Annotated in this window: 28 protein-coding genes; 13 read left to right on the top strand and 15 right to left on the bottom strand. The window is 69.6% G+C overall.

All coding sequences use genetic code 11. The features are described from left to right. Positions 1–52 precede the first annotated feature (52 nt). The 12 genes from ABTY98_RS39525 to ABTY98_RS39470 form a co-directional block, all read right to left on the bottom strand. On the bottom strand, positions 53–2,191 hold the full coding sequence (locus ABTY98_RS39525) for a chromosome segregation protein ParM (protein WP_352225991.1): 2,139 nt from the start codon (positions 2,189–2,191) through the stop codon (positions 53–55). Between the two features lie 84 nt (positions 2,192–2,275). Continuing rightward, positions 2,276–2,695, bottom strand: a complete 420-nt coding sequence (locus ABTY98_RS39520) for a conjugal transfer protein TraB (RefSeq protein WP_352225990.1) — start codon at positions 2,693–2,695, stop codon at positions 2,276–2,278. Between the two features lie 18 nt (positions 2,696–2,713). Further along, entirely contained in the window at positions 2,714–4,717 is a 2,004-nt protein-coding gene (locus ABTY98_RS39515) for an ATP/GTP-binding protein (protein WP_352225989.1), read from the bottom strand. Positions 4,718–5,053: 336 nt separating this feature from the next. Continuing rightward, positions 5,054–5,284: a carbohydrate ABC transporter gene (locus ABTY98_RS39510; protein WP_352225988.1), complete on the bottom strand. Its 231-nt coding sequence runs from the start codon at positions 5,282–5,284 to the stop codon at positions 5,054–5,056. Continuing rightward, positions 5,281–5,766, bottom strand: a complete 486-nt coding sequence (locus tag ABTY98_RS39505) for a hypothetical protein (RefSeq protein WP_352225987.1) — start codon at positions 5,764–5,766, stop codon at positions 5,281–5,283. Before ABTY98_RS39505 ends, ABTY98_RS39510 begins: the two co-directional genes overlap by 4 nt. 121 nt (positions 5,767–5,887) lie before the next feature. Next, positions 5,888–7,570 (bottom strand): DUF2637 domain-containing protein, encoded by a 1,683-nt coding sequence (locus tag ABTY98_RS39500; protein WP_352225986.1) that lies wholly within the window; start codon positions 7,568–7,570, stop codon positions 5,888–5,890. Positions 7,571–7,692: 122 nt separating this feature from the next. Continuing rightward, a complete protein-coding gene (locus tag ABTY98_RS39495) occupies positions 7,693–7,872 on the bottom strand; it encodes a DUF5999 family protein (protein ID WP_352226007.1) in 180 nt (59 codons plus the stop codon). A 196-nt stretch (positions 7,873–8,068) separates the two neighbouring features. After that, entirely contained in the window at positions 8,069–8,245 is a 177-nt protein-coding gene (locus tag ABTY98_RS39490) for a hypothetical protein (protein ID WP_352225985.1), read from the bottom strand. A gap of 133 nt (positions 8,246–8,378) precedes the next feature. Then, positions 8,379–8,558, bottom strand: coding sequence for a hypothetical protein (locus ABTY98_RS39485; RefSeq protein WP_352225984.1), 180 nt, complete (start codon positions 8,556–8,558; stop codon positions 8,379–8,381). A gap of 155 nt (positions 8,559–8,713) precedes the next feature. Then, positions 8,714–9,091, bottom strand: a complete 378-nt coding sequence (locus tag ABTY98_RS39480; protein WP_352225983.1) for a hypothetical protein — start codon at positions 9,089–9,091, stop codon at positions 8,714–8,716. A gap of 170 nt (positions 9,092–9,261) precedes the next feature. Continuing rightward, the gene (locus tag ABTY98_RS39475; protein WP_352225982.1) at positions 9,262–9,402 is read right to left on the bottom strand and encodes a hypothetical protein; all 141 of its coding nucleotides are present in this window, start codon (positions 9,400–9,402) and stop codon (positions 9,262–9,264) included. 120 nt (positions 9,403–9,522) lie between these two features. Then, entirely contained in the window at positions 9,523–10,278 is a 756-nt protein-coding gene (locus ABTY98_RS39470) for a hypothetical protein (protein ID WP_352225981.1), read from the bottom strand. A gap of 529 nt (positions 10,279–10,807) precedes the next feature. Between ABTY98_RS39470 and ABTY98_RS39465 the strand changes: the two genes are divergently transcribed. The 5 genes from ABTY98_RS39465 (at position 10,808) to ABTY98_RS39445 (ending at position 14,574) form a co-directional block, all read left to right on the top strand. Continuing rightward, positions 10,808–11,344, top strand: coding sequence for a UTRA domain-containing protein (locus tag ABTY98_RS39465; protein WP_352225980.1), 537 nt, complete (start codon positions 10,808–10,810; stop codon positions 11,342–11,344). Positions 11,345–11,347: 3 nt separating this feature from the next. Further along, on the top strand, positions 11,348–12,112 hold the full coding sequence (locus ABTY98_RS39460; RefSeq protein WP_352225979.1) for a GntR family transcriptional regulator: 765 nt from the start codon (positions 11,348–11,350) through the stop codon (positions 12,110–12,112). A 262-nt stretch (positions 12,113–12,374) separates the two neighbouring features. Next, positions 12,375–13,406 carry an AAA family ATPase gene (locus ABTY98_RS39455; protein ID WP_352225978.1) on the top strand — a complete coding sequence of 344 codons (1,032 nt, stop codon included), beginning with the start codon at positions 12,375–12,377 and terminating at the stop codon, positions 13,404–13,406. Continuing rightward, the gene (locus ABTY98_RS39450; protein WP_352225977.1) at positions 13,403–14,011 is read left to right on the top strand and encodes a GIY-YIG nuclease family protein; all 609 of its coding nucleotides are present in this window, start codon (positions 13,403–13,405) and stop codon (positions 14,009–14,011) included. Before ABTY98_RS39455 ends, ABTY98_RS39450 begins: the two co-directional genes overlap by 4 nt. After that, entirely contained in the window at positions 14,008–14,574 is a 567-nt protein-coding gene (locus ABTY98_RS39445; protein WP_352225976.1) for a phosphotransferase-like protein, read from the top strand. Before ABTY98_RS39450 ends, ABTY98_RS39445 begins: the two co-directional genes overlap by 4 nt. Before the next feature lie 7 nt (positions 14,575–14,581). On the opposite strand, the gene ABTY98_RS39440 is transcribed toward ABTY98_RS39445, so the two are convergent. Together ABTY98_RS39440 and ABTY98_RS39435 are read right to left on the bottom strand one after the other, a co-directional pair. Next, positions 14,582–15,424, bottom strand: coding sequence for an NAD(P)-dependent oxidoreductase (locus ABTY98_RS39440; protein ID WP_352225975.1), 843 nt, complete (start codon positions 15,422–15,424; stop codon positions 14,582–14,584). A gap of 4 nt (positions 15,425–15,428) precedes the next feature. Further along, positions 15,429–16,076 carry an HAD family hydrolase gene (locus tag ABTY98_RS39435; RefSeq protein ID WP_352225974.1) on the bottom strand — a complete coding sequence of 216 codons (648 nt, stop codon included), beginning with the start codon at positions 16,074–16,076 and terminating at the stop codon, positions 15,429–15,431. A 158-nt stretch (positions 16,077–16,234) separates the two neighbouring features. Between ABTY98_RS39435 and ABTY98_RS39430 the strand changes: the two genes are divergently transcribed. From ABTY98_RS39430 to ABTY98_RS39405, 6 genes are all read left to right on the top strand, one after another. Continuing rightward, complete coding sequence (locus ABTY98_RS39430; RefSeq protein WP_352226006.1) at positions 16,235–16,465, top strand: helix-turn-helix domain-containing protein; 231 nt, start codon at positions 16,235–16,237, stop codon at positions 16,463–16,465. 388 nt (positions 16,466–16,853) lie between these two features. Next, positions 16,854–17,981, top strand: a complete 1,128-nt coding sequence (locus tag ABTY98_RS39425) for a hypothetical protein (protein ID WP_352225973.1) — start codon at positions 16,854–16,856, stop codon at positions 17,979–17,981. Continuing rightward, on the top strand, positions 17,978–19,339 hold the full coding sequence (locus ABTY98_RS39420; RefSeq protein ID WP_352225972.1) for a replicative DNA helicase: 1,362 nt from the start codon (positions 17,978–17,980) through the stop codon (positions 19,337–19,339). Before ABTY98_RS39425 ends, ABTY98_RS39420 begins: the two co-directional genes overlap by 4 nt. A gap of 144 nt (positions 19,340–19,483) precedes the next feature. Continuing rightward, positions 19,484–21,067, top strand: coding sequence for a helix-turn-helix domain-containing protein (locus ABTY98_RS39415; protein WP_352225971.1), 1,584 nt, complete (start codon positions 19,484–19,486; stop codon positions 21,065–21,067). Position 21,068: 1 nt separating this feature from the next. Further along, a complete protein-coding gene (locus tag ABTY98_RS39410) occupies positions 21,069–21,644 on the top strand; it encodes a transcriptional regulator (protein ID WP_352225970.1) in 576 nt (191 codons plus the stop codon). Positions 21,645–21,830: 186 nt separating this feature from the next. Continuing rightward, the gene (locus tag ABTY98_RS39405; RefSeq protein ID WP_352225969.1) at positions 21,831–22,577 is read left to right on the top strand and encodes a DUF5131 family protein; all 747 of its coding nucleotides are present in this window, start codon (positions 21,831–21,833) and stop codon (positions 22,575–22,577) included. 10 nt (positions 22,578–22,587) lie between these two features. Here ABTY98_RS39405 and tcmP read toward each other — a convergent pair whose 3' ends face one another. Next, positions 22,588–23,769 carry a three-Cys-motif partner protein TcmP gene (gene tcmP, locus ABTY98_RS39400; protein WP_352225968.1) on the bottom strand — a complete coding sequence of 394 codons (1,182 nt, stop codon included), beginning with the start codon at positions 23,767–23,769 and terminating at the stop codon, positions 22,588–22,590. 279 nt (positions 23,770–24,048) lie between these two features. Between tcmP and ABTY98_RS39395 the strand changes: the two genes are divergently transcribed. After that, the gene (locus tag ABTY98_RS39395) at positions 24,049–24,285 is read left to right on the top strand and encodes a hypothetical protein (RefSeq protein WP_352225967.1); all 237 of its coding nucleotides are present in this window, start codon (positions 24,049–24,051) and stop codon (positions 24,283–24,285) included. Then, the gene (locus ABTY98_RS39390) at positions 24,285–24,557 is read left to right on the top strand and encodes a hypothetical protein (protein ID WP_352225966.1); all 273 of its coding nucleotides are present in this window, start codon (positions 24,285–24,287) and stop codon (positions 24,555–24,557) included. Before ABTY98_RS39395 ends, ABTY98_RS39390 begins: the two co-directional genes overlap by 1 nt. Positions 24,558–24,702: the final 145 nt, after the last annotated feature.

Below are 24,702 nucleotides of genomic sequence, written 5' to 3'. Positions count from 1 at the left end.
CGGGTGCGCCCTCCCCGGCCGGGCTGGCGGGGAGGGCGCAGGAGGTTGGGGGTCAGGCGTTGTTGAGGGACTTGATCGCTTCCAGTGCCTGGCGGGCTGAGGTGACCGTCGGTGTGCTGTTGCCGGACGCGGCCCCGCGCTTGCCGCCGCCCTTGTTGCCGCGGCGGCGGGAGCGGCCGCCGCTGTCGTCGCCGTCGTCTTCGTCGGGCTCGGGCCAGAACTCGCCGGGCCGTACGGGTTCGTTCCAGTCGAACCACAGGCCGCGCTTGGTCAGTTCGCTGATCTCGTAGTCGGTGAGCCGGTTGACCTGGTCGGGGAAGATGCCGGACAGGTCGGTGTCGAAGTCCGCGAACAGCGACCGCATGAGCACGGCGCGGCCGTTGTCGAGGACGATGACCGCGACTCCGCCCGTGCTGACGCCGTTCTCGGGGTCGGCCTCGCCGCGCATGGCCCGCTCGATCGCGGATCCCTCACTGCGGGAGTAGCGGGCCGGGATGGTCGGCACCTCGTAGGGGTTCTCCATGGTGCCCTCGGCGGCTTTGCGGGTGGCGCCGGGCGAACCCATGTTGAAGATCACCGGCCGTGAGTTCTGCCGGAGGTTGTCCTTCATGTCCGTGCTGAACCCGTTGTGCGCGAACGGCGACTGGCCGGCCGGGTTGAAGCCGACGCCGTACTTCAGGCCGGTGACCGTGAGGTCCTCGCCGTCCTTCTGAATGAACTCGCCGAAGTCCCCGTCCTGCGCGGCGGTCATGAACTCATCCGCGTACACGTTCAGCTGCCGGTAGGGGCAGCGCGGATCGCCGGGCTTGTAGTCGTGCGGCTGGCCGTCGTGCGGCCAGGGCATCTCCGCCCGGATCTCGCACAGCGCCTTCGCCGCGCGCAGCTGGCGGGCCATCCACAGCGCGTTGGAGCCCTGCCGGTCGATGTACTTGCCGAGGACGGTGGTCTTCTCGTCTTTGCGGACGGTGGACAGCCACACCACCTGACCGGCCAGGGACTGGGCAGCCATGTTGATCGCGAAGTACTGGGTCTTGCCGGACCGGCTGACGCCGAGGACCAGGCCGTGGGAGGCGGCGTTCTTGTCGTGCTGGAACACCATGTTCTTCACCGGCTGGCCGGTGATGGTGAACCCGCACACGAACATGCCCTTGGCGTCCGGGGTGAGCAGCTCGCGGGTCGCGGTGAAGACCTGCGACAGCGGCGGCTGGTCGAACGCGCTGATGAGGAATTCGGCCCCGTCGATGAGGACGAATACGCAGGAGTCGTCCTCGGGCAGGTTCAGCGCGCGGCAGACCTTGGCGAGGTCGATACGCGGTGTCTCGGTGGAGTCGGTCATCCTGGCCCGGTAGAAGGTCACCCCGCGTTCCTTGTCGCGGCTCTTGTGGACCAGTTCGGAGCCGGGGGCGCCGCCCTTGGGTGCGGCGACCCGGTCGGCCCACTCCTCACGGGCGGTGGGTGCGGTACGGCGCCGCGCGTTGGCGTCGGGAGTGATGTGGACTTCCATCCATCCCGGGCCGCCCTGCCGGCCGCTCTGGACGGCGATGTCCGCGAGGACGACGTCCTGGGAGTGCACACCGAACGCGGCGGCGACGGCGGCCTCCGTGAGCCCGGTGATGGGGCGGCCGGTCTCCAAGGCGCGCAGCAGGAGGGTCAGGTCGTGGGGCATGCCCGGGTGGGGGACGGCCTTGACGATGTGGGTGCGGGCGGGGTTCCCGGCCTGCTCCCACAGCATCCGTGTCTCGCGGGTGAGCAGGTTCGCGCCGTCGTCCGGCTCGGCGAGGACCGGCTGCTCGGGCTCGGTCGCGGGCGCCAGCTGCGGGGCCGGGGTGGCGAGGGCGGGGCGGTGGCGGCCGCGGGCGTGCCGGGAGAACGGCATCACCAGGCAGCCGGCCGCCGCCCATCCGGCGGCGAGCAGTCCGTCCATCCAGTACGGGCCGAAGCCCGGGGTGTGCCCGGCGGCGACGTCGACGGCGGCGGCCAGGACCAGCGGAGACCAGCGCAGGATCTTGCGTCCCGCTCCGGGTCCATCACTCTTGGCGGCCAGGAACCAGCCGCCGATCCCGGCCGCGCCAGCCAGCTGCACGACCTGGTTGACGGGGCTGTCGGGGTAGAGGTTCGGGGCCACGGCCAGCACAGGCGCGGCGAGGGTGTAGGCGAGGCGTTCGAGCGTGACACTGCGCGGCGTGGTCACCGGATCTCCGTTCGGACAACAGGCACGGGCGACCCCACTGGTGTGCGGGGCCGCCCGTGGCGGGGGTGGGTTGGGGTAGTGGGATCAGCGGTTGAAAAAGCCCGGCTTGGGGGTCTTCTCGCGCCGGTTGGAGCGGAGTTCGTCCAGGCCGGCGTACAGCTTGGAGTGGGTGGTGCGGGCGCTGTAGGCGAGGTCGGCGGTCTCCTGCGCGGTGCGCTGGAGCTTGTGCACCTGCTGGCCGGCCCCGCCGAGTGCGACACCGACGTTGGAGGCCAGGTCCACGTGTGTCGGGTCGAGGCCGGCGTTGGCGATGTCGGCGGCGACGTCCTCGGCGAACTGGGCGTTCCCCTTGATGCTGCGCACCAGGGTTTCCAGTTCGCTGCCCGCGCCGTCCAGGGCGGCGGCGAGGGCGCCGAGTTTGGCCTGGACGGCCTTGTAGCGGTTGTCGTCGTCGGCCGGAACGGGCGCCGGGCTCGCGGTGTTGCTCGGTTGAAGGTCGCTCATCAGGGTCCTTGTCTGTGCTCAGTCGTGGTGAGCGGCGGCCGACGCGAACGTGAGGCCGGCGTCTTCCTTGGCGGCCATGTCCTGGCCGTAGACGCGCGAGACGATCTCGGCGGCGAGTTTGGCGGCCTCCACCGCCAGGCTGCACTCGGTCGCGCAGACCTCGGTCTGCCGCTTCATGCGGCCCGCGGCGTCGGCGAGATCGGCGATCAGGTCGGTGACCGCGGTGTCGATGTTGTGGTCACCGACCAGGTCGGCGGCCATCTCCCGCAGGGCGTCGGCGACCTTGTCGAGTGCCTCCATGAGGGCTTCGGCCCGCTCCTGGTCGGCGGCGGCCTGGATCGCGATGTTCACCATCCGCACCAGGAAATCGTCGAACGTGATGTCCGTGCGGTGCTGAGCGGCCAGACCGCCCTGCCCGGACGGCCTGGTGACTTCCGTGCTGCTCACGCTGGTAGTGCTCCCTTCGCTGCTGACAGGTCGTGTGGTGCCGGGCCGCTTGATCTCCTGCTGCGGGACGGACGGATCACGCCGCTTCCTCGAGGCGCGCGGCAGGCCGGCGCGGCGGGCCCGCCACGTTCCGAAGGGGTCGCCGGGGTCGTCGACGATGACCGCGTCGACCACGTCGTCCTCGCCGGGCGGGGGAGTACCGGTCCGGGCCGGCCGGCCGGGCCATTCCGCCGTCGGCGGCGTACGGTCCCGGCCGAACGGACTGCCGGCCCCGCCCGCGCCGCCGCTCTTGCCGCTGTCCTCGCCGGGCCCGGGCTTGTCGAAGAGGTCCCGCCAGGACCGCTTCCCGTGCCTCGTGTGCGGGCCGTCGCCGGAGCCGTCGGAGGGCCCGTCCTGGGCCTTACCGGCTGCGTCCGGGCCAGGAACACCCGCGCCGCCCGCAGAGCCGTCTGACGGGCCGCCAGGCGGCTTTTCCTGCGCGTTCGGCGGGGTCTTTGCCGTGTCCTTGTCCTGGGGCTTGGCCCCGCCGTCCTCCGGTTTGCGGTCCGTGTCGGTGTCGGCGCGGCGCTTGTCCCAGCGTCGCTGTGCCTCCTGTGCCACGGCGTCGCCGAACGTCGTACGGCTCGCGCGGTCCGCTGCCCTCGCAGCGTCTTTCGCGTCCCGCTCGCGTTGGCGTTCCTTCTCCTTGCGGCGGGCGGCTTTCTCCTTACGGCGCCGCGCCCTCTCCTGCGCGCCCCGCCTCAGGTCGCGGTCCTTGGTGCGGTCGGCGAGGCCGGCGGCCTGCCGGTCGGCGGCTCGCTGCTGCCGGGCGGCCTGGCGGGCGGCCCGGCGGGCGGCCCGGCGTTCCTGCCGGCCGCGGGCCCGTTCCGCGCGCGGGCTGGCCGCCGTGTCCCGGCCCGAGCCGCGCCCGTCCCTGGAACCGCCGCCGGGCCCCCGGCCGCCGGAGCCGTTCGACCCGCCGGAGCCGGAGCCCTTGCCGCCGTTCTTCCGGCCGCCGCCTGCTCCACCGCCGGAACCCCGACCGCCGGAGCCGCTGTTCCCACCGGAACCCCGGCCGCCCGAGCCCTTGCCGCTGCCGGGGCCCTTGCCGCCGGAGCCGCTGGAGTTGGGCCCGGCCGTACCGCGTCCGGCTCCGCCGCCGGGGCCGCGGCCGCCGCCGGGCTTGCCGCCGCCAGCTCCGGACGATCCGCCGGAGCCGCGCCCCGAACCGGACCCGCCTCCCCGGCCGGCCCCGCCGCCGCGGCCCTTGTCCGCACCCAGCCCGGATCCTGACCCGCCCGCCCGGGCGGCCTGCGCTTTCAGGTGGGCGGCACGGAGTTTGTTGTGCGCCTCGGCGAGGCTGGTTTCACGGGACGTCCGCGCTTCCAGGAGCGCGACTTGCCGCGCTATTTCCGCCTCACGGAACGCGGCTTCGCCGTCGTGCCGCTCCCTCGCGATATGCAGCCGGAGTTCCAGCCAGTCACCGAGACGATCGGCGAGAGAACGAGGCTGCTCATATTCACCTTCCTCGTATTCACCCTCGTTCTCACCGGACAGATCGGGGGCCGGAATCCCCTCCGAACGCAGAGAATTCATCGGGTCAGGCGAAGCCGGAATGCGGGGGATTTCCAGCGTGGTCTCCTCCTCGGATTCCGGAGAAATGTCCGGAGCGGGGAAAAGACGGCCGGGGTCCGCGAGGTCCGGCGGGCGGTTCAGCACCGTGTCCGGAGCGGGGAAATTGATCAGCCGTCCAGCGCTCTCATCGTCCTCCGACACGGCTCACCTCCAATCTCGATCAAGGCTTGACAGCGGGTCACCGCCTCGCGTACGCGTGTGCGCGCCTGCGTGAGCACGTGCCTGCGCGTCTGCGCGTTGGAACCGCCGAAGGGGGCCGCCGCGGACTGCGGCGACCCCCTTCACGGGTGCGGCTGGCTACTGGGTGTGCTTGGTGTAGACGGCGTTCAGATCGTGGGCGAGGGCCCGCAGTTTCTGAACGTCTCCCTTTTTCAGCGCCTTTTTCCCGAGCGTCTGAATCAGCATCACCAGAAAGTAGAAGGCCCCGAGATCCTCGCCGTGAATTCGAACGAATCTGTCTCGCTGGCCGACCAGGTGCTGATGGGAGCGATGCGCCTTGATTTCGGACCGGAGAAGCGGGCGGCTCACGCGGACTCCCGGTTCCGTCCGAGGTCGTAAATGGACGCAGGACCACTATAACCATATCCGGGGTCCTGCCGTCCACCCTGCGGAGAATAATTCCGCGCCGCCTGAATCTGCGGATTCTTCTTCCGCGCCTTTTCCAGCGCCTTTTGCTGCCGCTCGCCGGGCAATTTCTTGACCTTGTCGGCGAACTCGTTGCGCTTGTAGGCGGTGGTCTCCAGCCCCTGCGTCAGACCGTCCAGGTTCTTCTGCACGGCTTTCAAGGCCTTTTCGACCGGCTGCGCGCGCAACCGGGCGTGATACCAGCGGTCGCCATCCACGTGGGTGGCGCGCAGGTGCACGCGGGTCTCGCGGGCCAGGAGCTCCAGGTTGTCGCCGATCTCCAGCAGAACCCGCTGAACATCGGCCAGGTATCGGGCGGTTGCCTCCGGGGACTGCGCCACATCGCGCAGCGGAGAGGGGCGGTTCGTCGGGTCGGTGCTGTTCACGGTGGGGATTCCTCCTGGTGTACTGGGGATCTGTGACTGCTTCCGGCAGTCGCAGCGAGGGCCAGCCCAATTCCCGTGGGCTGGCCCTCACTGGTGTGTGCCGGACGGTGGTGCGTGTGGGTCACTGCTCGGGGCGGTAGCCGCCCGCGAGCAGTTCGGCGGCCTCCTGGCGGTACTCGGAGGCGGTGCCGGCCGACGTGACGCCCAACTCGTGCTGGATCGCCGCAAGCGGCAGCTGCTCGGCGATGCCGTCGGCGGCGAGGATCATCCGGGCGACCCTGCGGACCGCACGCTGGCGCGGGGTGAGCCGGGCCGCGTCCTCGGCTTCGACCGCACGCCGCTCGGTTTCGGCGGCAGCGAGCCGCTTTTCGGCGGCACGCAGTTCGGTTTCGGCTTCACGCTCCCGGGCATCCTGCGCGTCGGCCCGGGCGACCGCCGCGCGCTCCTCTTCATCCGCCGCCAGCCGGTCGGCTTCGGCGGCGCGGCGGCGCGTTTCGCGGGCAGCCTCTTCCGTTTCGGCAGCAGCCTTGTCAGCTTCGGCAGCGCGCTTGCGGGCCTCGGCGATCTCGGCCGTCTCGATCGCCTGAGTCTGCGCGGCGGCGGCCCGGTCGGCCTCCGCTGCCTGCCTCCGCTTCTCGGCTGCCTGGCGCTCCAGCTCCGCCGCACGGACGTCGGCGGCGGCAGCGGCCTCCCGCTCTTCGGCCGCCTTACGGTCGGCGGCGGCCTGGCGGGCGCGGGCCTCGGCAAGCAACGCGGTCTCCAAGGCAGCCTCTTCCTGCTCGGCGGCCCGCTCGGCAGCGCTGACCTGCGCACGAGCGTGGGCGCGGGCCTGCCCGGTCTCGGCGTCCACGCGGGCACGGACGGCCTCCAGGCGACCCGCCGACTCCAGCCGGGCGGCCTCTGCCCGCGCCTGGGCCTCTTCCTTGCGGGTCTGTGCCTCCAGGCGCCGGCGCTCGGCGTCCTCGGCGCGTTCCTGCGCCTGGCGTTCCTGCCGTTCGGGCAGGGCCAGGGCCTCGGCGACGGTGTAGCCGTAGGCGGCCATCGTCATGGGCAGCCGCTCATCCTCACTCGCCGCGTCAAGGTCGCCGTTGTACTTGCGCCTCAGCCACTGCTCGTACCCCTTGAGGTCCTGCTCGCGGCGGGTCATCTCCGGGTAGGAGGTGACCCCGTACAACCGCATCCGACGGTAGATCCGCGGGGTGCCAAGAGGACTCAGGATCCAGCGGTGCAGCGGGATCCGGTCCGTGGCCGTACCAGCTTCGAGCTGCGCCTTTGCGATGAACAGGCGCCGCGCGGCCTCCACCCCGATCACGAACAGCAGCGGCATAACACCGTGGCTGGCGGCCCGGACCGGGTCAGCTCCGATGTCGCCCTGCGAGGACGCGTTGAACCAGATCGTGGCACCGGTCATGGCGTGCGCGGCCATCCGCAGCAGCGGCCACGCCGTGCGCTTGCGGATCAGGTAGAGATCCAGCGCCAGGAACGCGATGATCGACGCGTCCACGCCGACCGGGAACCAGGGCGCAAGCCTCGGGGTGAATCCCCAGCTCAGCGCGACCTCGGCGAGGGTGCTGTAGGACATCGCGAAACCGATGACGCCGACCAGCGTGCCGCCGAGCGCGGCGGCCACGGACAGGGCGGTCATCAGCCCGTCCCGCTTGGGCTTGATCGGGTTCCGGTTGTCCGTCTCCGAAACGAACTCCGGCGCGCCCGAAACGGGATCGGGTGCCCGCGAAGCGGCGGCCGGTGGAGCCGAAACGGGGGTGTCGGGTGCCGCCTGGCGCGGCACGTCAGTGATCGTCATAGGGGCCTCCGGAAGGGGGTGTTCAGGGCGCTGCCGAAACGGCTCCGTGCGCTCCCGAAACGGAATCGGGTGGGTCCGAAACGGCGGCCGGTGGAGCCGAAACGGCTCCGTGGCGGGCGGTGTCAGACCGGGCGGTGCGGGGCGACGACCTGGCCGTCGGGCAGCAGGTCGCCGGTGTCGTCGAAGACGATCAGGCCGTTGCAGAGCAGGCTCCAGCCCTGCTCCGGGTGGGCGGCCAGTACGGCGGCGGCCTCCCGGTCCGGGCTGTCCGCCGTCGGGCACAGCTCGGGGTGCCGGCACAGCGAGCGGGGCAGACGGGTCGAGGTGGGAACGGTGGGGGTGACGGTGGGCATCAAGGCCTCCCGGCGGGGGGGTGATCGGTCGCGCGGCTGCGCGGCTCCCCTGGACCGCGCCCGGACCGGCCGCCGACGGGGGCGGGGCCGGGCCGGGCGGGTCAGGCAGTCGGCAGAGGTGGCGGTGCCGGACTGGCGGAAACCGTCAACGCCGTTGCTGGCGCAGACGGTTGAGGTACGCGTCCTGCAGCGCGGCGAACGACTCGTACAGCCGCTGCCCGGCGGGGCAGCGGCTGGTGTCGGCACACGACGTGCAGGTATCGCGGTGGGTACGGTGCGCGGTGTGCGCGGCCTGGTAGCGGGTGTACAGGTCGCCGGGCACGATCAGTGCCCAGCGGCCCGGCAGGCGTCACAGACGCCGCCGGACCAGCCCTCGAACCGGCCGCTGCACACCGAACATTGACCGCTCACGGCCAGGACCAGACGTAACGCAGCGGTGATCATCCGGCGCCTCATCAGCACGCCTCCGTCCCGGCCTGGACGGCGCCGGCCGCCGCGAGGCGGGCCCGCATCTCCGCCACGGTGCGCGGTACGCGCCGTCCAGCGGGGATCCGGGCGTCCTGCTCGCGGACCACGGCCAGGAGATGCTGACCAAGACGCCGGGGGGCCTCATCGGTCGTGATCGTGCGTGTCATGCTGTCAGCCACAGGAACTCCGTTTTCCTGTACTGGCGGCCCTGGACTGCTACTCCGGGGCCGCCGCCTGTGACTGGCCGGACGGCCAGCCACGGCCCGTCTCCCGCCCCCATCCGCCGGTGGGCGGGAGGCGGGAGGCGGACCGTGGCGGATCGTCAGGCGGCCGGCGCGAACGACGCCGGGGTTTGGCCCTCGCGGACCAGGTAGTCCGACGTCGTCCACGTGTCGCCGACCGCGTACGGCTCGGCGTCGGCGCGCATGATGTCGCGGACGATGACCGCCCACAGCGCGGTGCGCTTGAGCAGGTCACTCGCCCGCTCGGGGTCGCGGATGACGGCGAGGACCTCGTACGCGCTGATGCTGGTCTGGTAGATCGCGCCGACCCTGCGGGGGCCGATCTCGTCATCGACACGGGCGTCGCGCTGCGGGTGCGGACGGGTCCCGGCCGGGGCCGGTCGGTCCGGCGTCTTCTCGTGCGGAAGCGGGCGCTTCGGCAGCGGAGGCCGGGTGTCCAGGGTCGGTACAGCTGTCATCCTGTGCATGTGGTGGGTCGTCCTCTCACGAAGGGTTGACCTGCGACAGGACCCCCGGGGAGGCACCCCCGGGGGTCCGTCACGTGAGTGCGTCCTGCGCACTCCGCCGACCACCGCACCCCCGGCACGTAGCGGGCGCGGTCGACGAGGGGCAGCGCAGGGGCTGCGGATCAGCTCTCCTGCTGCGCGGCGCGTTCGGCGTCGCGGGCGTCCATCTCTGCCATGAAATGGGCGTATTCGGCCTGGTCCACCTCCTCGTACGCCCGGTGCATCTCCGCCAGTTCGGCCTGCTCCGTCTCGTACGCGGTCATCCGCTCCTCGTCTCCCACTGTGGTGTCTTTCCTGGTCGGGTTGGGGTGTCAGGGATGCCCGCGGCCCCGGTCGTCCCGATCGCTCGGGATGGCCGGGGCCGCGATGGTTCGTCCGGGTGGTCAGCTCGCCGGGTGCCCCGGGTGAAGCGTCGTGAGCGGGACGGCGGGGCCGCGGTAGTCGGAGACCGTTCCGGCCATGCGGATCCGGCAGGTGTTGTTGGCCTCCTCAACCGTGGTGCCGCCACGCTTGGCCAGCGCCGCCTTGGCGACCGCCGTGGCCTGGTGCTGTGTTGCCCACTGGGACGCGATGCTCGCCTTGGCCTCGGCCGACCGGTGACGAGTGAGCAGTTCCTCAACCCGGGTCTCTTCACTGCGCTCGCGGTCACGGTGCTTCTGAGTGCGCTTCAACTGCTCGTACAGCGCGGCAAGCCGGGCACCATCGGCACAGCGGTGAGTGCCGCCGCAGCGGCCAGCCGCACTGCTGTTCCGGCACTTCTTGAGGTGCTCGCGGTAGGCGGTGAGTGCATCGTCCGCATTCATGGGCGCCGGGGTCATTTTGGTGACGGGCTTGGCCGGGGCCGGGAGCGGCTTGTGGTGCTGGCGGGCGGAGCGGCGGCCAGTCGCGGTGCCGTCGACGGTCAGCACCGCCTCGCCCCACTGCTCAACGGTGATGTCGAGCGTGATGACCTGGTTGCTGCCGTCGCACCGGACGTGCTTGTGGCCGTCGGCGACCTTGTCGCTGATGCAGTGTTCGCGGATCTTGAGATTCGTGTCGCCCATCAGCCGACGCCATACGCGGCAGTCGGGGCAAACGATGGACTTGACCTCGCCATCACGGACGTTGACGTTCTGTGGGGCGATCTTGCTGAGCAGCATCGGCTCACGGCGGTTGTCGCGCTTGGTGCGGGTCCGACCTGGGCGCTTCCGGTTCTTCGCCATCACGTTCCTTCCGACAGGTGAAGCGAGTGCTGCCCTCTCTGCCACGCCAGGCCGGCCCTGCGGCCGGGGAGTCCTGGCGGACAGACAGCGCAACTTCGCTGTTCAGGGATGGATCAGGTGGATCTATTCGGTACAGGCGCCGTCGACCGGGGGAGCGCGGGCTCAACCCCATTGCCCCGCCTCCGAAGAGGCAGTGACTCCTGCTGTTTTGCGGTGACGCCTAGGTAGGGGACCGGCGTTCCGGCTCCCTCATCCGGCACCGCCCTCAGGCGGTTCCGGATGAGGGAGCCGGGTCCGCGGAGGACCCGGCGGGGAGCGCCTTCTGACAGGCCGCCCTCTCGGGGTGACCCATGTGAGACCATAAGGCCATACGCCTTAAGGTAGCAAGGGCTGCATCCCGTCGTGTTGGCTGAAGCCGCAGGGCATTAAGGTTTCGACACAAGTCGGCTGGCTGAGAGGACTGAGCGTGGAGAGTGACGACGCGTGGATCGGGAACGCTCAGCCATACCTCACGCCGCGACAGGAGGGAGAACGTGACGCCTGGACCGCCGAAGCAGCGGCGCGGGGCTATCGCGGCACCCAGCAGTTGCTTGGAGTCGAGGAAGTCGCCCCTCCCCGCATCGTTCGCGACTTCCTCAAGACGGAAAGGGCGGTAGTCCGGCGCAGGCTGATCATGCTCAATGAGCAGCCTGTCGAGTTGGCCGACTCCTACTACTCGACCCGCATTGCACGCGACACACTGCTCGCCAAGACCGGCAAGATCCGCGGTGGTGCCATCACGCTGCTCGCGTCCATGGGTTTCGCTCCAGAGGACAACCCCATCGAAGACGTTGCTGCCGCGATCGCCACAAGCAGCCAGTGCGACGCCCTGAACCTGCCGCCCGGGACACCCGTCCTGATCCTGACGCGGCTCACCAGGTCCACCACCGGCGAACCGATGGAGGTCAGCGTCATGACGATGACGCGGCACCTTCGGTACCGACAAACAAGCGAGGTGAGCTGAGATATGACGAGGCCGTTCAGAGACCCGCGGTCGGCTCATCAGAAGATCGCAGCGCACCTTCGGCGGCAGATCACCAGGGGAGACCTGGCCCCTGGCGTCCAACTGCCCTCGACACCAGCCCTGATGGAGGAATACGACGTCGCTGGCACCACGGTGCAAAAAGCGTTGCAGGCGCTCAAGGAGGAACAACTGCTGGTTGGCCAGCCCGGAAAGGGCGTTTTCGTTCAGGGAGGCACCCAGCGATCCGTCACGCCTGAGATCTATATGTCCCCTGCCGGCGACGGTCAGCCGTACCGTTGGATCAGTGAGGCAGAGAAGCGCTCGCAACGTGCCAGCGTGAAATTGCTCGATGTCGAGACAGTCACCCCCCCTTTTGAAGTGCGCGAGGCTTTCGGGTTGAACGCTGACGGCCAAGCGCTCCTCCGCAAGCAGATCCTTCTCGTGGATGATGAGCCCACGGAGCTGGCCCAGTCGTACTACCCACTCGATCTGGCAGAAGGAACGGCCATGATGGAGCGCCGGAAGATCAAGGGGGGCACCCCAACGTTGCTCGCCAGCCTCGGATACCCCCCCGTCTCGTTCGTCGACGAGGTGTCCTCGGAGATTCCCACCGAGGAGGAAGTGGTATCGCTTGAGCTGCCGAAGGATATGCCGGTAATGATGACCTTCCGCGTCGTTCACTCGAACAACGAGCGCCCGATCGAGGTCTCTTTGCTGGTCAAGGCCGCGCACCGGTACCGCATGCGGTACGTCGTCATGGTTCCGTGACAGCGCGTTGCCGCACGGCTCAGATCGAAAACCTTCGATCGAGACCTTAAGGCCTACCGCATCAAGGTAGTAGTCTTGCTCATCGTTCGTCGGCTCCACGTGGTTGCCCCTCCAAACACTTTGTCTGTGGGGGCCATCACACCCGGCGGAGACTCGGCGGAACATCACGAAGCGCTCGTCACTTCGGTGCACGAGTTCCTCAACGCGTTTTCAACGAGTAGCTACACACGGGATTTCGGGGCTCGCGCTTAGGCTCCGGATCATGGTGACGACGGAGGCTGACGGGGTGGGTAAGCGCGCAGGTTGGCGCCCGGACAAGCTCAGGGAGCACCGGGAACGGCACGGGCTGACGCTGGAGGAGGCTGGCGAGCGGCTACGGCTGGTTGCCGAGCAGGCCGGGCTGAAGGACGTGCCGGCCGCGAATCCTCAGACTCTGAGCCAGCATGAGACCGGCGAGAGTTACCCCGGACCGCCGTACCGCCGGGCCTACTGCCTTCTGTACGGAGCGACGGAGCCGTCGTTGGGCTTCCGGCCAGCGTTGCCGGGAGAAGAGACAAAGTTCGAGGTCAGCCCGCTGCCTGAGCAGCGGAACGGTCTGCACGTGATAGCTGTCGAGCGGGCGTTGACGCGGATCGCGGACGGGGATGGCTTCGACAGCTACAGCTGGCAGCAGCGGGTGATGGAGGCGTGGAAGCGCCGTCGTACCGGCGGCGATCCGCACAAGCCGTGTGTGGTGCTGGTGGGCGGGTTCGCGGGCTCCGGGAAGACCGAGTTCGCCCGGTTCCTGACCCAGCTGACGGGCTGGCCGCTGGTCGACAAGGACCCGCTGACGCGACCGCTGGTGGAGCCGCTGCTGGCCGCGCTGGGGTCTCAGGCACACGACCGGCACACTGACCTGTACCGCGAGAAGGTACGGCCAGCTGAGTACGCCGCGCTGATGCAAGCCGTCTATTCGCACGTGTCGTGCGGTATTTCCACGGTCGTGACCGCCCCGTTCATCGCCGAACTGACAGACCGAGCGTGGATGGAGCGCTTGATCAACAAATGCGCGTCGCACGGCGTCGATGTCGCGCCGATCTGGGTGCAGTGTGATGTGGAGTCGATGCACGAGTACATCTCTCACCGCGGCGCGGCCCGAGACGCCTGGAAGTTGGAACGGTGGGAGGAGTACATCGCCACCATCGACGTCACTCTCCGTCCCGCCGTCCCGCACCTTGTGGTGGACAACCGGATGGGGGCCGCAATCTCACTGGCCGACCAGGCACGCCAGGCAATCGGGGTGATGTCGACATGAACGGCTACGTCTACGTTATGGGCTCAGACCAGTGGCCCTACGTGAAGATCGGCTATAGCAAGGATCCGGCGAAACGCCTGTGGTTTGTCCAGGTCGGATCGCCTGTCCGGCTGAGACTGCTGGCGACCTACGAAGGCGGGCAGAACCTCGAAACTGCTCTGCACCGATACTTCGAGCGGCACCGAACGAACGGTGAGTGGTTCGACCTCGGGGACAGCGCCGTAGAGCGGGTGAATGCTGCCGTGAACCTGGGCCTGGCCCTGCTGCTCGCGCGAAGAGATGATCGCGAGTCCGGTCATTACCGGACCATCACCGCCGCCGTGCATCCGGTGACGGGCAGAGGGTTCGCGTCCGAACACCCGGAGTGGTTCCAACCCTGGCCTGACCTCGCTACACGATTCCCACCAGCGCGCTCCACGGAAGAGGGAATGAGGTCGTTCTCTGGCGGAACCGGCGAAGAAGAGCACCACCTACCTGAGATCGTTCCGGCCTTGCATCCCGTGACAGGTAGGGAGTTCGCTCCCCAGCATCCGGAGTGGTTCCAGCTCTGGCCCGACCTCGACGCACGATTCCCACCAGCGCGTTCTGCAGGAGGTACCCGTTGAAGTCACGGGGCGTCATCCTGTACGGCCCGCCGGCCGCGGGCAAGGACACCGTCACCCGTGTCCTAGCTGAACTCAACCCGCACTATGCGCAGTTCGCCCGGCTCAAGGTCGGATCGGGCAAAAGCGACGGGTACCGGATGGGCACCGTCGGCCAGCTGCGCACGATGGAGAGCGCGGGCGACGTCGTCTACGCGAATCGGCGGTACGGCAACACGTACGTGATCGACCGGCCCGGCCTGGACTCGGCGTTCGAGACCGGCGTGCCGGTGGTGCACCTTGGACAGGTCGACGGCGTCCAGGCCCTGGTCAGCGGTTACGCGGCTGCCTGGTCGGTAGTGCTGCTGTGGTGCTCGCGGGAGGAGACCGCGCGCCGGTCCGAAGGTCGGGGCGACCGTGACACCGCTGCACGGCTGGCGGCGTGGGAGGCGACCCGCGAGGACCTGGACGTGCACCCGGACATGGTCTGGGACCTCACCGTGGACACTTCGGTGACGTCGCCGGAGGAGTCGGCACGGCTCATCGACCAGCTGGTGGTGCGGCGGGCGGGAGTGGCGACGGTATGAGGGCGGGCTACGGCTGGGCGAGGCGGGTGAGGGCGTCGGTGAGCGTGAGCGAGGTGTCGTCCTTGGCGTCGTTCCACCGTGCCAGCGTGGACGCGGCCGCGCGGAGCATCTCCGGGGGGAGGCCGGCGTCCTCGAGGGTGTCGGCGATCTCTTCCATTTCCGGGCCCCACCGCCAAGCGCGGGCGGCGGTCTTGGCGATGTACTCGGGCTCGGCGAGGTACGAGTCGCTGCGCCGGCCTGCGACATGGAGGAGCTCCTGGTCGACGCCGTATTCGTGGGCGAGGCCGACCGAGAGCGCCACGAGCACGCGGCTCGTCTTCTGGAAGCTGGCGTACGACAGTTTCAGCGCGGACGCGTTCCCGATCTCTGCTCCCAGGATCCCCGTCCGCACATCGGTGCCCGCGAACAACGCAACGACCTCGGTGACCGCGACGGTGGGGCCGGACAGGTACAAGGTCGGGCTCTTGCCGCCCACGGGCGGGGACCCGATGACGCCGCCGTCCACGACGGTCGCCGTGGACCCCAGCAGCTCGGCAATCCGCGCCGTCCGCTGGGGGTTGATGGCGTTCGCTTCCACGTACACCCCGGTGTACCCGTGCTCGGCGACGTCGCGGGCCAGGTCCTCGGCGGCGGCCGGCGGGCAGAGGCTGAGGACGATGTCGCTGCGGTCCAGCAGCTCGGGCAGGGTGGCCACGGCGGTCAGGCCGAACTGCTCGGCGCGCGCGATGGTGGCGGGGCTGCGCCCGGCCGTGCACCACAGGACGGAGGACGCGTTCGTCGCTGCGCAGGCGGCGACGGCGGCGCCCATGCTGCCGGGGTGGAGGATGCCGACAGTCGGCTGGTGGGGCATGGGGCTACTCCGCGGAGTGGGTGAGGAGGTAGTCGATGGCGTCGGTGACGTCACCGACAGTGTGGTGGGGTGCGACAAGGCCGGCGGGCCAGGGACGGCCGTCGACCCAGATGGTGCGGAGTCCCGCGTTATATCCGCCGGCGATGTCGGTTTCGGGGTTGTCGCCGGTCATCCAGTCGCCGGGGGTGAGCTGGGTGCCGCAGCGTGCGGCCGCCAGCTCGAAGAGCCGGGGGTCCGGCTTGCGGACGTCGATATCTCCGGAGGCGGCGATCCCATCGATCAGGTCCGCGAGGCCAGTTGCCCGGATTTTGGCGCGCTGGATGTCGCTGGAGCCGTTGGTCGCAACGCCTATGTTCCACCCGGCGGTCTTGAGTCGTGCCAGGCTGTCGAGGACGGCGGGCCGGCAGTGCATGGCGGCCGCCATGCGGTCCACGTACACGCGCCACAGATGATCGGCCGACTCGTTGAGCTGGAAGGTGTGGCGCAGGCGCTCGAAGTCGCTGCGGTCCGCGCGGTCGGCCAGTTCGGCGATCAGCCAGCGCTCGATCTCGGGGCCGTAGCCGTGATCGTGGCTGAGCTGAGTGATGGCATCCGTGAAGGCGGATCGGCGGTCGACGAGGGTTCCGTCCAGGTCGAAGAGAGCGAGACGCATGCTGGTGACCCTAGCTCGACAAGATCTTCGCCTGACATGCCAGCAACTCCACAGCTCAGAGTGCAGAGTTATGTATAGTTCTGGATCACGTGAGGAGAGGGGGAACAGTGTCTGACCTACTTGATGCAGTCGACGCTCTACTCGCGCGGCCGGACACTATGCCGCCGCCGGACGTTCGGGCGCGACTCCGCAAGGCCGACGGGCTCACGCAGGAGGAAGTCGCCGTGGTCTTCGGTGTCACCAGGGTCGCGTTCCACCGCTGGGAGACCGGAACGGCCAAGCCGCGCCGACGCCACTTGGAAGCTTATGTCCGCCTTCTAGAGGGTTGGGCCGATAAGTACCCAGAAGTGATGTCTCACCCTGAACTGACTCATCGAGAGGCAGGTTGAGAAAGCTGATGCTCTCCCGATCTCCTTAAATGTGAAGCGGCCCCTGTCGCCACAACAGGAGCCGCTTCCAAGTCCGACTCGCTCGCCTACCAAAGCTCCGAGTCGTGAGCAGCGAGGTGACCTCGTCTGCCGGGTGATGCCCGTGGGCCGTCGAGCCCGCGTGGTCACCTATACCCAGAGTATGCGCAGGAGATTGCGCAACGCCACTACTCCGGGATCCTGATAGGTCACATCTACTGATCACGGCTCCCCTACCTGGGGAGATGACCCAGTTGCACCGCCCGTTCTACCGTCCGCCAACCGCGCGGATCGCTTCACGCCCACTGTTGCCGCCGGGGCGCACGTCCTTCCCGGTCGCCGTCGTCCGCCAGCTGGTGGAGGTGGCCCGGTGAGCGACGACTTCGGCTCCAGCTACCTGGAGCGCGGCTGGGAGGCCCCGGAAGAGGTCATCCTGCGGCGCGAACTGGTACGTACGCCCGGTCTCCAGCCTGAAGACCTCGGTGTCCTAGCCGAGTTGCTGCTGCGTGATCCTCGCCTGCCGTCGACCATGGAGGCGATCCGGGCGGATCTCCAGGCTCAGGGCTGGAAGATGGGCAAGGACCGCTACAACGCCATCGCGAAGCGGTTGACGACCGCCGGCCATCTCGCCCGCGTCAGTGTCTTCGACGGGTCTACTGGACGCCCGACCTGGGTGACCCGGGTGTACCGGAACCCCGCGAACAACACGCAGTACATCGATCTTGGCATCACGGCATCGCAGCAGGTCACCCCCGAAACGCGGGTTTCCCGCGATCCCCAGACCCCTGAATCGCGGGAAACCCGCGTTTCGCCTGGTCAGAGCCGAAATGCGGAAAACCCGCAGTCCGGACCCGAATCGCGGAAAACCCGCGATCTGGAAACCCGCGTTTCGCCTGGTCAGAGCCGAAATGCGGAAAACCCGCAGTCCGTCTCGCCCCCCCCACACCCCCCGGGGGAGGAGGAATCCTCCTCCCCCAACCCCCTCACTGACTCCACTCCGCCGCTTCCGTCACAGCGGGAGCAGGGTCGGGAGGCGCGTGCGCCGGAGTTCACCGACGAGCAGCTGCGCGGCGCGGCAGCCTTCCTGGCCGGCATGCAGCGCTGGCAGGCGGGCGCGGCCACGGCCAGGCGGTGCGCGCCGCGGCTGCTGCGTGCGATGCGGGACCAGGGCTGGCCCCTGCTGGCCGACCTGGACGACGCCGGGCGGGCCCTGCTGGAGGCCGACGTCCTGAAGAACACGGCGGGTGCGGCGTCCTGGGCGAAGTGCCTGCCCGGGTGGGTGGACGACTTGCGCCTGTACGCGATGGTCAAGCCGCGTACAGCGGCCGCGGGCACGGGTGAGGGCCCGGACGCGACGGCGGCTCGCCTCGCGCTGGTCGCGGCGTGCACGGCGTGCGACCCGAACGGCTGGCTCCTTGATGACGACGACGACGCACCGATGCGCCGCTGCACGCACCAGGGCGTGACGGCGGCCGCGGCCGGGGAGGGGCAGCGATGACGACCGACACGATCACGGCTCCGGAGCAGCAGACCGCCGCGGACCAGGACGGCGAGGCCTCGATCCTGGGCGCCTGCCTGCTGGCCACCCCCGCCTACGACCCCGTCGCGGACGCGGCCCGGATCATCGAGCCGGGCGACTGGTACCGGCCCGCCCACGAGACCGTGTGGACAGCCATCACCCGCCTGCACGGGCAGAACCAGCCCACCGGCCTGCCGATGGTCGTCGCCGAACTCAGCAGCACCGGCGACCTGGAGCGGATCGGCGGCCGGCTGGCCCTTTCCCAGATGGTCCAGGCCGCCTGCTCGGCGGGCGAGGTCGAGCACTACGCCGCTCTCGTGCACGGGTACGCCAAGGTCCGCGCCCTCCAGGCCACGCTCGGGCGAGGCCTCCAGATGGCCCGCCAGGCCGCGCCCGACGCCGTGACCGACACCGTCCGCGCCGTCCAGACCGAGCTGGATTTCCTCGCGGCCGGCGACCGGGACACAGACCGGCACTTCGGCCGGTTCGGCGACAGCCTGGACGAGCACATGCGTGGCCTGGAGACCGTCACCGAAGCCGCCGCCGTCACCGGCATCAGCGACCTGGACCAGGTCCTGAAGATGCTGCCCGGCAACATCATCGTGGTCGCCGGCCGACCCGCCATGGGCAAGAGCGCGGTCACCCTCGGCATCGCGATCGCCAACGCGGCCAGCGGCCGGCCGACCCTCGTGCACTCCATCGAGATGGGCCAGAACGAGGTCAACAACCGCATTCTCGCCGCCCGTTCCCGCGTCTCCCTGCGCCGCCTCCTGGACGCCGGCCCCGCGATCCAGGACGACGACTGGACGCGCATGCAGCACCACCTCGGCGACCTCCGGGCGCTGCCGCTGTGGATGGACTACAGCGCCCGCGTCTCCCCCAGCCGCGTACGCCACCGCATCCAGACCCTCACCCGCGAGACCGGCCGCGCGCCCCTGGTCGTGATCGACTACGTCCAGCTCATGCAGACCGACCAGCGCAACTCCCGCCAGTCCCCCTACGAGCGGGTCAGCGAGATCAGCCGCGACCTCAAGATCGTCTCGGAGGAGACCGGCGCCGTGATCATCTGCTGCGCGCAGCTCAACCGGGGCAGCGAGCACCGCGAGGGCAAACGACCGCAAGTCTCCGACCTGCGCGACTCCGGGCAGATCGAGCAGGACGCCAGCGGGATCATCCTGCTGCACCGCGAGGACGCCTACGACCCCTACAGCGCCCGCGCCGGAGAAATCGACCTGATCATCGGCAAGAACCGCAACGGGCCCACCTGCACCGTCACCGCCGCGCACCAGCTTCACTACGGCCGAATCCGCGACATGGCCGTCCTCAACGACGACTGACCGGCCGCAGGACCCGCCACATCCCCACAAGCGGCGCTCAGCGCCCTGTACAGCGCCGATCAGGCCCCAGCGGGCACCTCGCTCACTCCAAGACCGCGATCGGCCCTCACAGCGCCACACAGGCGATCAAGGAAGGAAGTCCCGATGGACCGGGACAAGAACAACACCACCGGCCGCGCCGCCATCGATGCGCTGCTCGCCGGGGTCCGGGCTGAAGTCCCTCTGCCGGGCCCGGAGGTACGGCGCCGGCTGCGCGAGGACCTGGGGCTGTCGCGGGCGCAGGTGGCGCGCGCGGTCGGCGTGAGCGCGTCGACGCTGAGCGGCTGGGAAGCCGGCCGCGACCCGAGCGGGGACACCCGCGAGCGGTATGCGTACTTCCTGGAGCAGGCACAGGCCACGCTCGACAGCCCTACGGCGGCCGACACCGACACCCCGGCCACCGACGATCCCGGCTCCGACCCGGTGGAGACCGCGGGGACCACCACCGCCGACGACCACCAGGACGACGGCGACGACCAGAACGAACTGCCCGTACCGCAGCCGTGCGTGCTGTGCGGTCAGCTGGCACGCCACCAGGTCGCCGGGTTCCCCCAGCACCTGGACCCCGCCGAGTGCACCACCGCGCCGACGGCCGCGCAGCCGGCCCCAGCACCCGAACCGGCGGCTCCGGCTGCCGTGCAGCGCGGTCGGGGCCGTGCTGGTGGGCCGGGGGCGGGCGGGGTGAAGGTCGTTGCGGCCGGGCGCCGGGTACGGCCCGCCGACGCCCCGGACCCGCTCGCCGGACGGATCACCTCGGCGGTCGCGGCCGCGCTCGCCGAGCACGGCGGGGACGTCACGGAGGCGACGGCGGCGCTGGTGAAGCGGGCGATCCCGGACGCGATGGCCCTGCTCGACCAGTCCCGCACGGGCGGCCGCTACGACGTGGTCGCGCACCCGTGGCTGCCCGACGTGCTGCGCAAGCAGTCCGCGAAGGGCGCGGACCAGGTCTGGGAGGCCCGCCCGAAGTGGACCCGCCCCGAACTCCCCGCCGGTGCCCACGAGATCACCGCGCTCGACATCAACGGCGCCTACCTGAGCGCGCTCAAGACCCATCTGCCGCTCGGACAGCTGGAGCACACCGAGGGCGGCCAGCACGACCGGCGCCGGGCCGGGGTCCACCTGATCACCCCGCCCGACTGGGACCACGACGCCTACCTCCCGAACCCGATCGGGCAGCGGGATGAGCCGGGCCCGCTGTGGGTGACGGAACCGACCCTGCGCCTGCTGCTGCGGATCTCCGGCCCGAAGTACGGACTGTGCGACCCGCCCGTGATCCACGAGTCGTGGACGTCGGGGGCGACCGAGGGGCTGCTGGAGAAGTTCCGGATCACGCTGAAAGACGCCCGGGACCAGGCGATCGCCGACGGCGACGACGTGACGCTGGAGTACGTCAAAGCCATGTACTCCAAGTTCGTCTCGACCATGGGCGAGTCGAACTACAACCGCGAGCTGTACCGCACCGACTGGATGCACCTCATCCGCTCGCAGGCGTTCGCGAACCTGTGGTGGAAGGCCCACCGCGCCTACGACGAAGGCATCATGGTGGTCCGCGCCATGGGCACCGACGAACTGCACGTGGCCGGCGACTGGCGCGCTATCTTCCCCGAAGGGCGCGGCGTGACCGAGGTGAAGGTCAAGGACGTCTACACCGTCGGCGACGCCGACCCCACGACCCCGGAAGAGGCCTGACATGCCCGAGCGCAATCTCGACTTCGGCAAGTTCGGCGCACGCGGCATCAAGGGCCACGAAGCTGTCGCCCGCCAGCTGGACGCCCTCGCCGGCTACGTCGCCACCCCGATCACCGCCCGTCGCGGCCTGCTCGCCCGCCTGCACTACCTCACCCGCACCGACCACGCCCGCACCGCCGCCCGCGAAGCCGGCCTGACCGCCACACCCCGCACCATCCGCGCCTGGCTCGCCGGCACCCGCTCCCCCTCCCGCGCCAACCTCGCCGCGATCGAGCAGGCCTACCGCGCGGTCCGACGCGAGAACGTCGCCCGCTACCTGCTCGCCCGCCTCAACCGCGACGGCCGCGGCACCCGCGTGGAGATCCACCCGCTCAACCAGTCCCAGGTCACCCGCCCGCACCAGCGCGTGGTGGAGTACCGGACGCTGAACGTGCGCCGCTGGGACCGGATCGTGGCTGCATGGGTCGCCGACGATGACGACGCACTCGACACGGCGTGGGTGGACGACGCGGTGGTCGACCTCGGTTCCCAGTGGGGCCAGTACGAGTACGTCACCAACATCGGGTTCGCCGCGTGACGGCGCCTTTACAGCGGGCCGATCTCCCCACAGGATGGGAACGTCTGTTCTATCTGTGGGGTGATGGGAGCCGTACGGAAGCCGGATGGTTGGATGCCGGTACCGGTCGTGAGCCGTCTCGTTGGGCACGGCAAGCCGCAGCGGCACGGGTGGACAGGCCCGGTTCGAGGGGATGGAGGGCCGGCCGTGGGTGATCGCAGTTCGATCGAGTGGACCGAGGCGACGTGGAACCCGACCACGGGATGCGACCGCGTTTCTGAAGGCTGCGACAACTGCTACGCGTTGACACTGGCGAAGCGTCTGAAGGCGATGGGCTCGCCGAAGTATCAGGCCGACGGCGATCCGCGGACGTCGGGGCCCGGCTTTGGGCTGACGGTGCATCCGGACGCGCTGACGGTGCCGTACGGATGGAAGAGCCCGCGCACCGTCTTCGTGAACTCGATGAGCGACCTGTTCCATGCCAGGGTCCCGCTCGACTATGTACGCCGCGTCTTCGACGTGATCGCGGATACTCCGCAGCACACCTACCAGGTCCTGACCAAGCGGGCGCGGCGCCTGCGGCAGGTAGCCGACCGGCTGGAGTGGCCGGAGAACCTGTGGATGGGCGTCTCGGTTGAAAGCTCGAAGGAGCTGCCGCGCGTGGACGACCTGCGGCAGGTGCCGGCGGCGGTGAAATTCCTGTCGTGCGAGCCGCTGCTGGGTCCTTTGGACGGCCTGGAACTGACCGGCATCGACTGGGTCATCGCAGGAGGCGAATCGGGGCCGGGGCACCGGCCGCTGGACGAAGCCTGGGTGACCCAGATCCGCGATACCTGCCAGCAGGCGCAGGTGGCGTTCTTCTTCAAGCAGTGGGGCGGCCGCACACCCAAGGCAGGCGGCCGCGAACTCGACGGCCGCACCTGGGACCAGATGCCGCTGCCCGTGGCCGTGTAGCGGCCCGCGGTCAAAGACGCGGTGGCTGGACGACCAGCACGCGCGTCCTGTCGCCACCAACGCCCGTAGTGGGCGTCTTGCCCTCCTTGTAGAGGTACTTGACGGCCTTGCGAGCCGCCGGCTCGGTGACCTGCCCGAAATAGGAGCCGAACAGCTCCAGTGTGTGCTCGACAAGCTTGACGGGCCGGCCTGCACGCAACAGAGCCTCCAAGTTCGCGGCCAGGACCGGGATGGCCTCCTTCTCAACGGCCTCGGGATCGGGCCGCAGGACAGAGGCGACCGAAAACAGGGCATCGGGATCGTTCCGCTCCTCCTGCAGTTCCAGGGTCTTCCACCACTCGGCGCGCGCCCGGGCCACGGTGTCCCCGAACACCCACAGGCCGAACGGGCTCCGCGTGGCAAAGACCAGCCGGTATACAGCCCTCTTGTGCGGGGCGTGTGAGACAGGCACCGACTGCACTTGCATGCCCGTACGCCGGGCCAGTCGGCGGGCGTACTCCGCTGCAACAGCCTCGATGGCGTCCTCCGCGGCGCCGTCCCGAGCGGACGCAGCAGCCGCGTCGGCGAAGTACTCACGCCACCAGGAACCGCCGCACACCGCATCGAAACGCTGCAGAGACCGCTCGTTGCCTTTCGGGGAGCGCACATGCCCACCCAAGCGCCAGACGGCCATCATGCTGAAGTTCATCAGCAACTCCGTCGCCGGTCTCGCCTGCGGACGCTGACGCGCCAGCACGTCCGCGAGCCGGTCCAAAGGCAAGGACAACCCGCACGGATCCAGGAACAGGAACAACGGTTCCCGAGCGGCCCGCCGGATCACACTGTCGAGAACACCATCGACCTCGCCGCGGTGAGCATGCGCCAGCACACCACTGGCCTGGTAGTGCGCGACCACCGCATTCAGCCGGTCGAAGGACTTTTGCTGCGCCTCCGCGAAGAAGCGTTCCAAAGTAAGGCCGTGCCGGGCGCGGAAGTGGGACGCAACCCGCAGCGCGATCTCCGCCGAGGCCGGATCACCGTTCTCGTAGCGCCCCTCACCTGCATATCCATCCAGGTAGACCACACGCTTGTCATGTGACTGGGTCCCCGTCATGCCGCCGAACTGAGGCAAATAGCGCTTCAGCAGCTCGTGCTTGAACACGCTCGGCAGAGCCTTGTCTTTCCAGTACTCCCCACCCGTTCCGCTGGACATGAACCCCCCACTCCGTCACGTCTCAACTAACCTTCTGTAACGCATGGTCAGCCACTCACCCGAACCCGACAAGAGGTTCATCACGCCACCCACCCACCGGCAGCAGCGGCTACGCCGGAAAAGATCACCCCGCACCTGCCCCCGGTTCCAGGCATAGCCCGTTCGAGTGGGCGCTGGCTGCGGCGCCCGATACCCGCGCAGTCATCAACAGGCCATCCCCGTTCGGCGTGCACAGCGATACCGTGAAGGCATACGCCCGTCCCGCGTCTGGAGGCCACGATGAATGACCAGCCGGCCCCCGCCGACGGAGCCGTCCGGCAGCAGCTGGAGCCCGCGGCTGCCGACGCCGTCCGCGCGTACGCGGCCCGCACCCGCGAGCAGGCCGATCAGTTCGCCGCCGTCCTTGAGGACATCGCCGAAAACGGTTTGCCCTCACCCGAGGACTGCACGCCGTGGGAAGACCTGCGCGAGGCGCACCTCGGCCGCCTTGCCGCGCAGCGGTCGGCCGTCGCCTGATGCCCCAAGGACACGGGCCCCGCCGCGCGCGGATCGCGTTCTCCGACGCCGCCGCGAAGCAGCTGGAGAACATCACCAGCGAGGCGGACATCCACGCTCTGGACCGCGCCCTGGTCGTCATCTCCGTCGACCCTGAGATCGGCGTACCGATCCCCGGCGACACCGCCGGCCCTCAGCTGCGCGAGTACGCCGACGACATCGAAGCCGTCCGCATCCTGTACTTCGTCACCGCGCTGCGCACCGTGGTCGTCGTCGCCTACATCGAAGTCTGACCCGCCGCGCCCACTCACCCGGAGCTGTCCTTTGAAAGCCGTCCACGGCTCCTAGTAGGGCTTTGTTAGGTACCCCAACTGCCGTTCTACGAGTAGCCTGTGATCTTGTATCAGGTGTGACACCTGAGGAGATGGACGAGGTCCG

This window comes from Streptomyces sp. NPDC096040 (genome assembly GCF_040303265.1).
GTDB lineage: Bacteria > Actinomycetota > Actinomycetes > Streptomycetales > Streptomycetaceae > Streptomyces.
The sequence above is the reverse complement of the archived record's forward strand: the minus strand, read 5'-3'. Positions and strand labels throughout refer to the sequence as shown.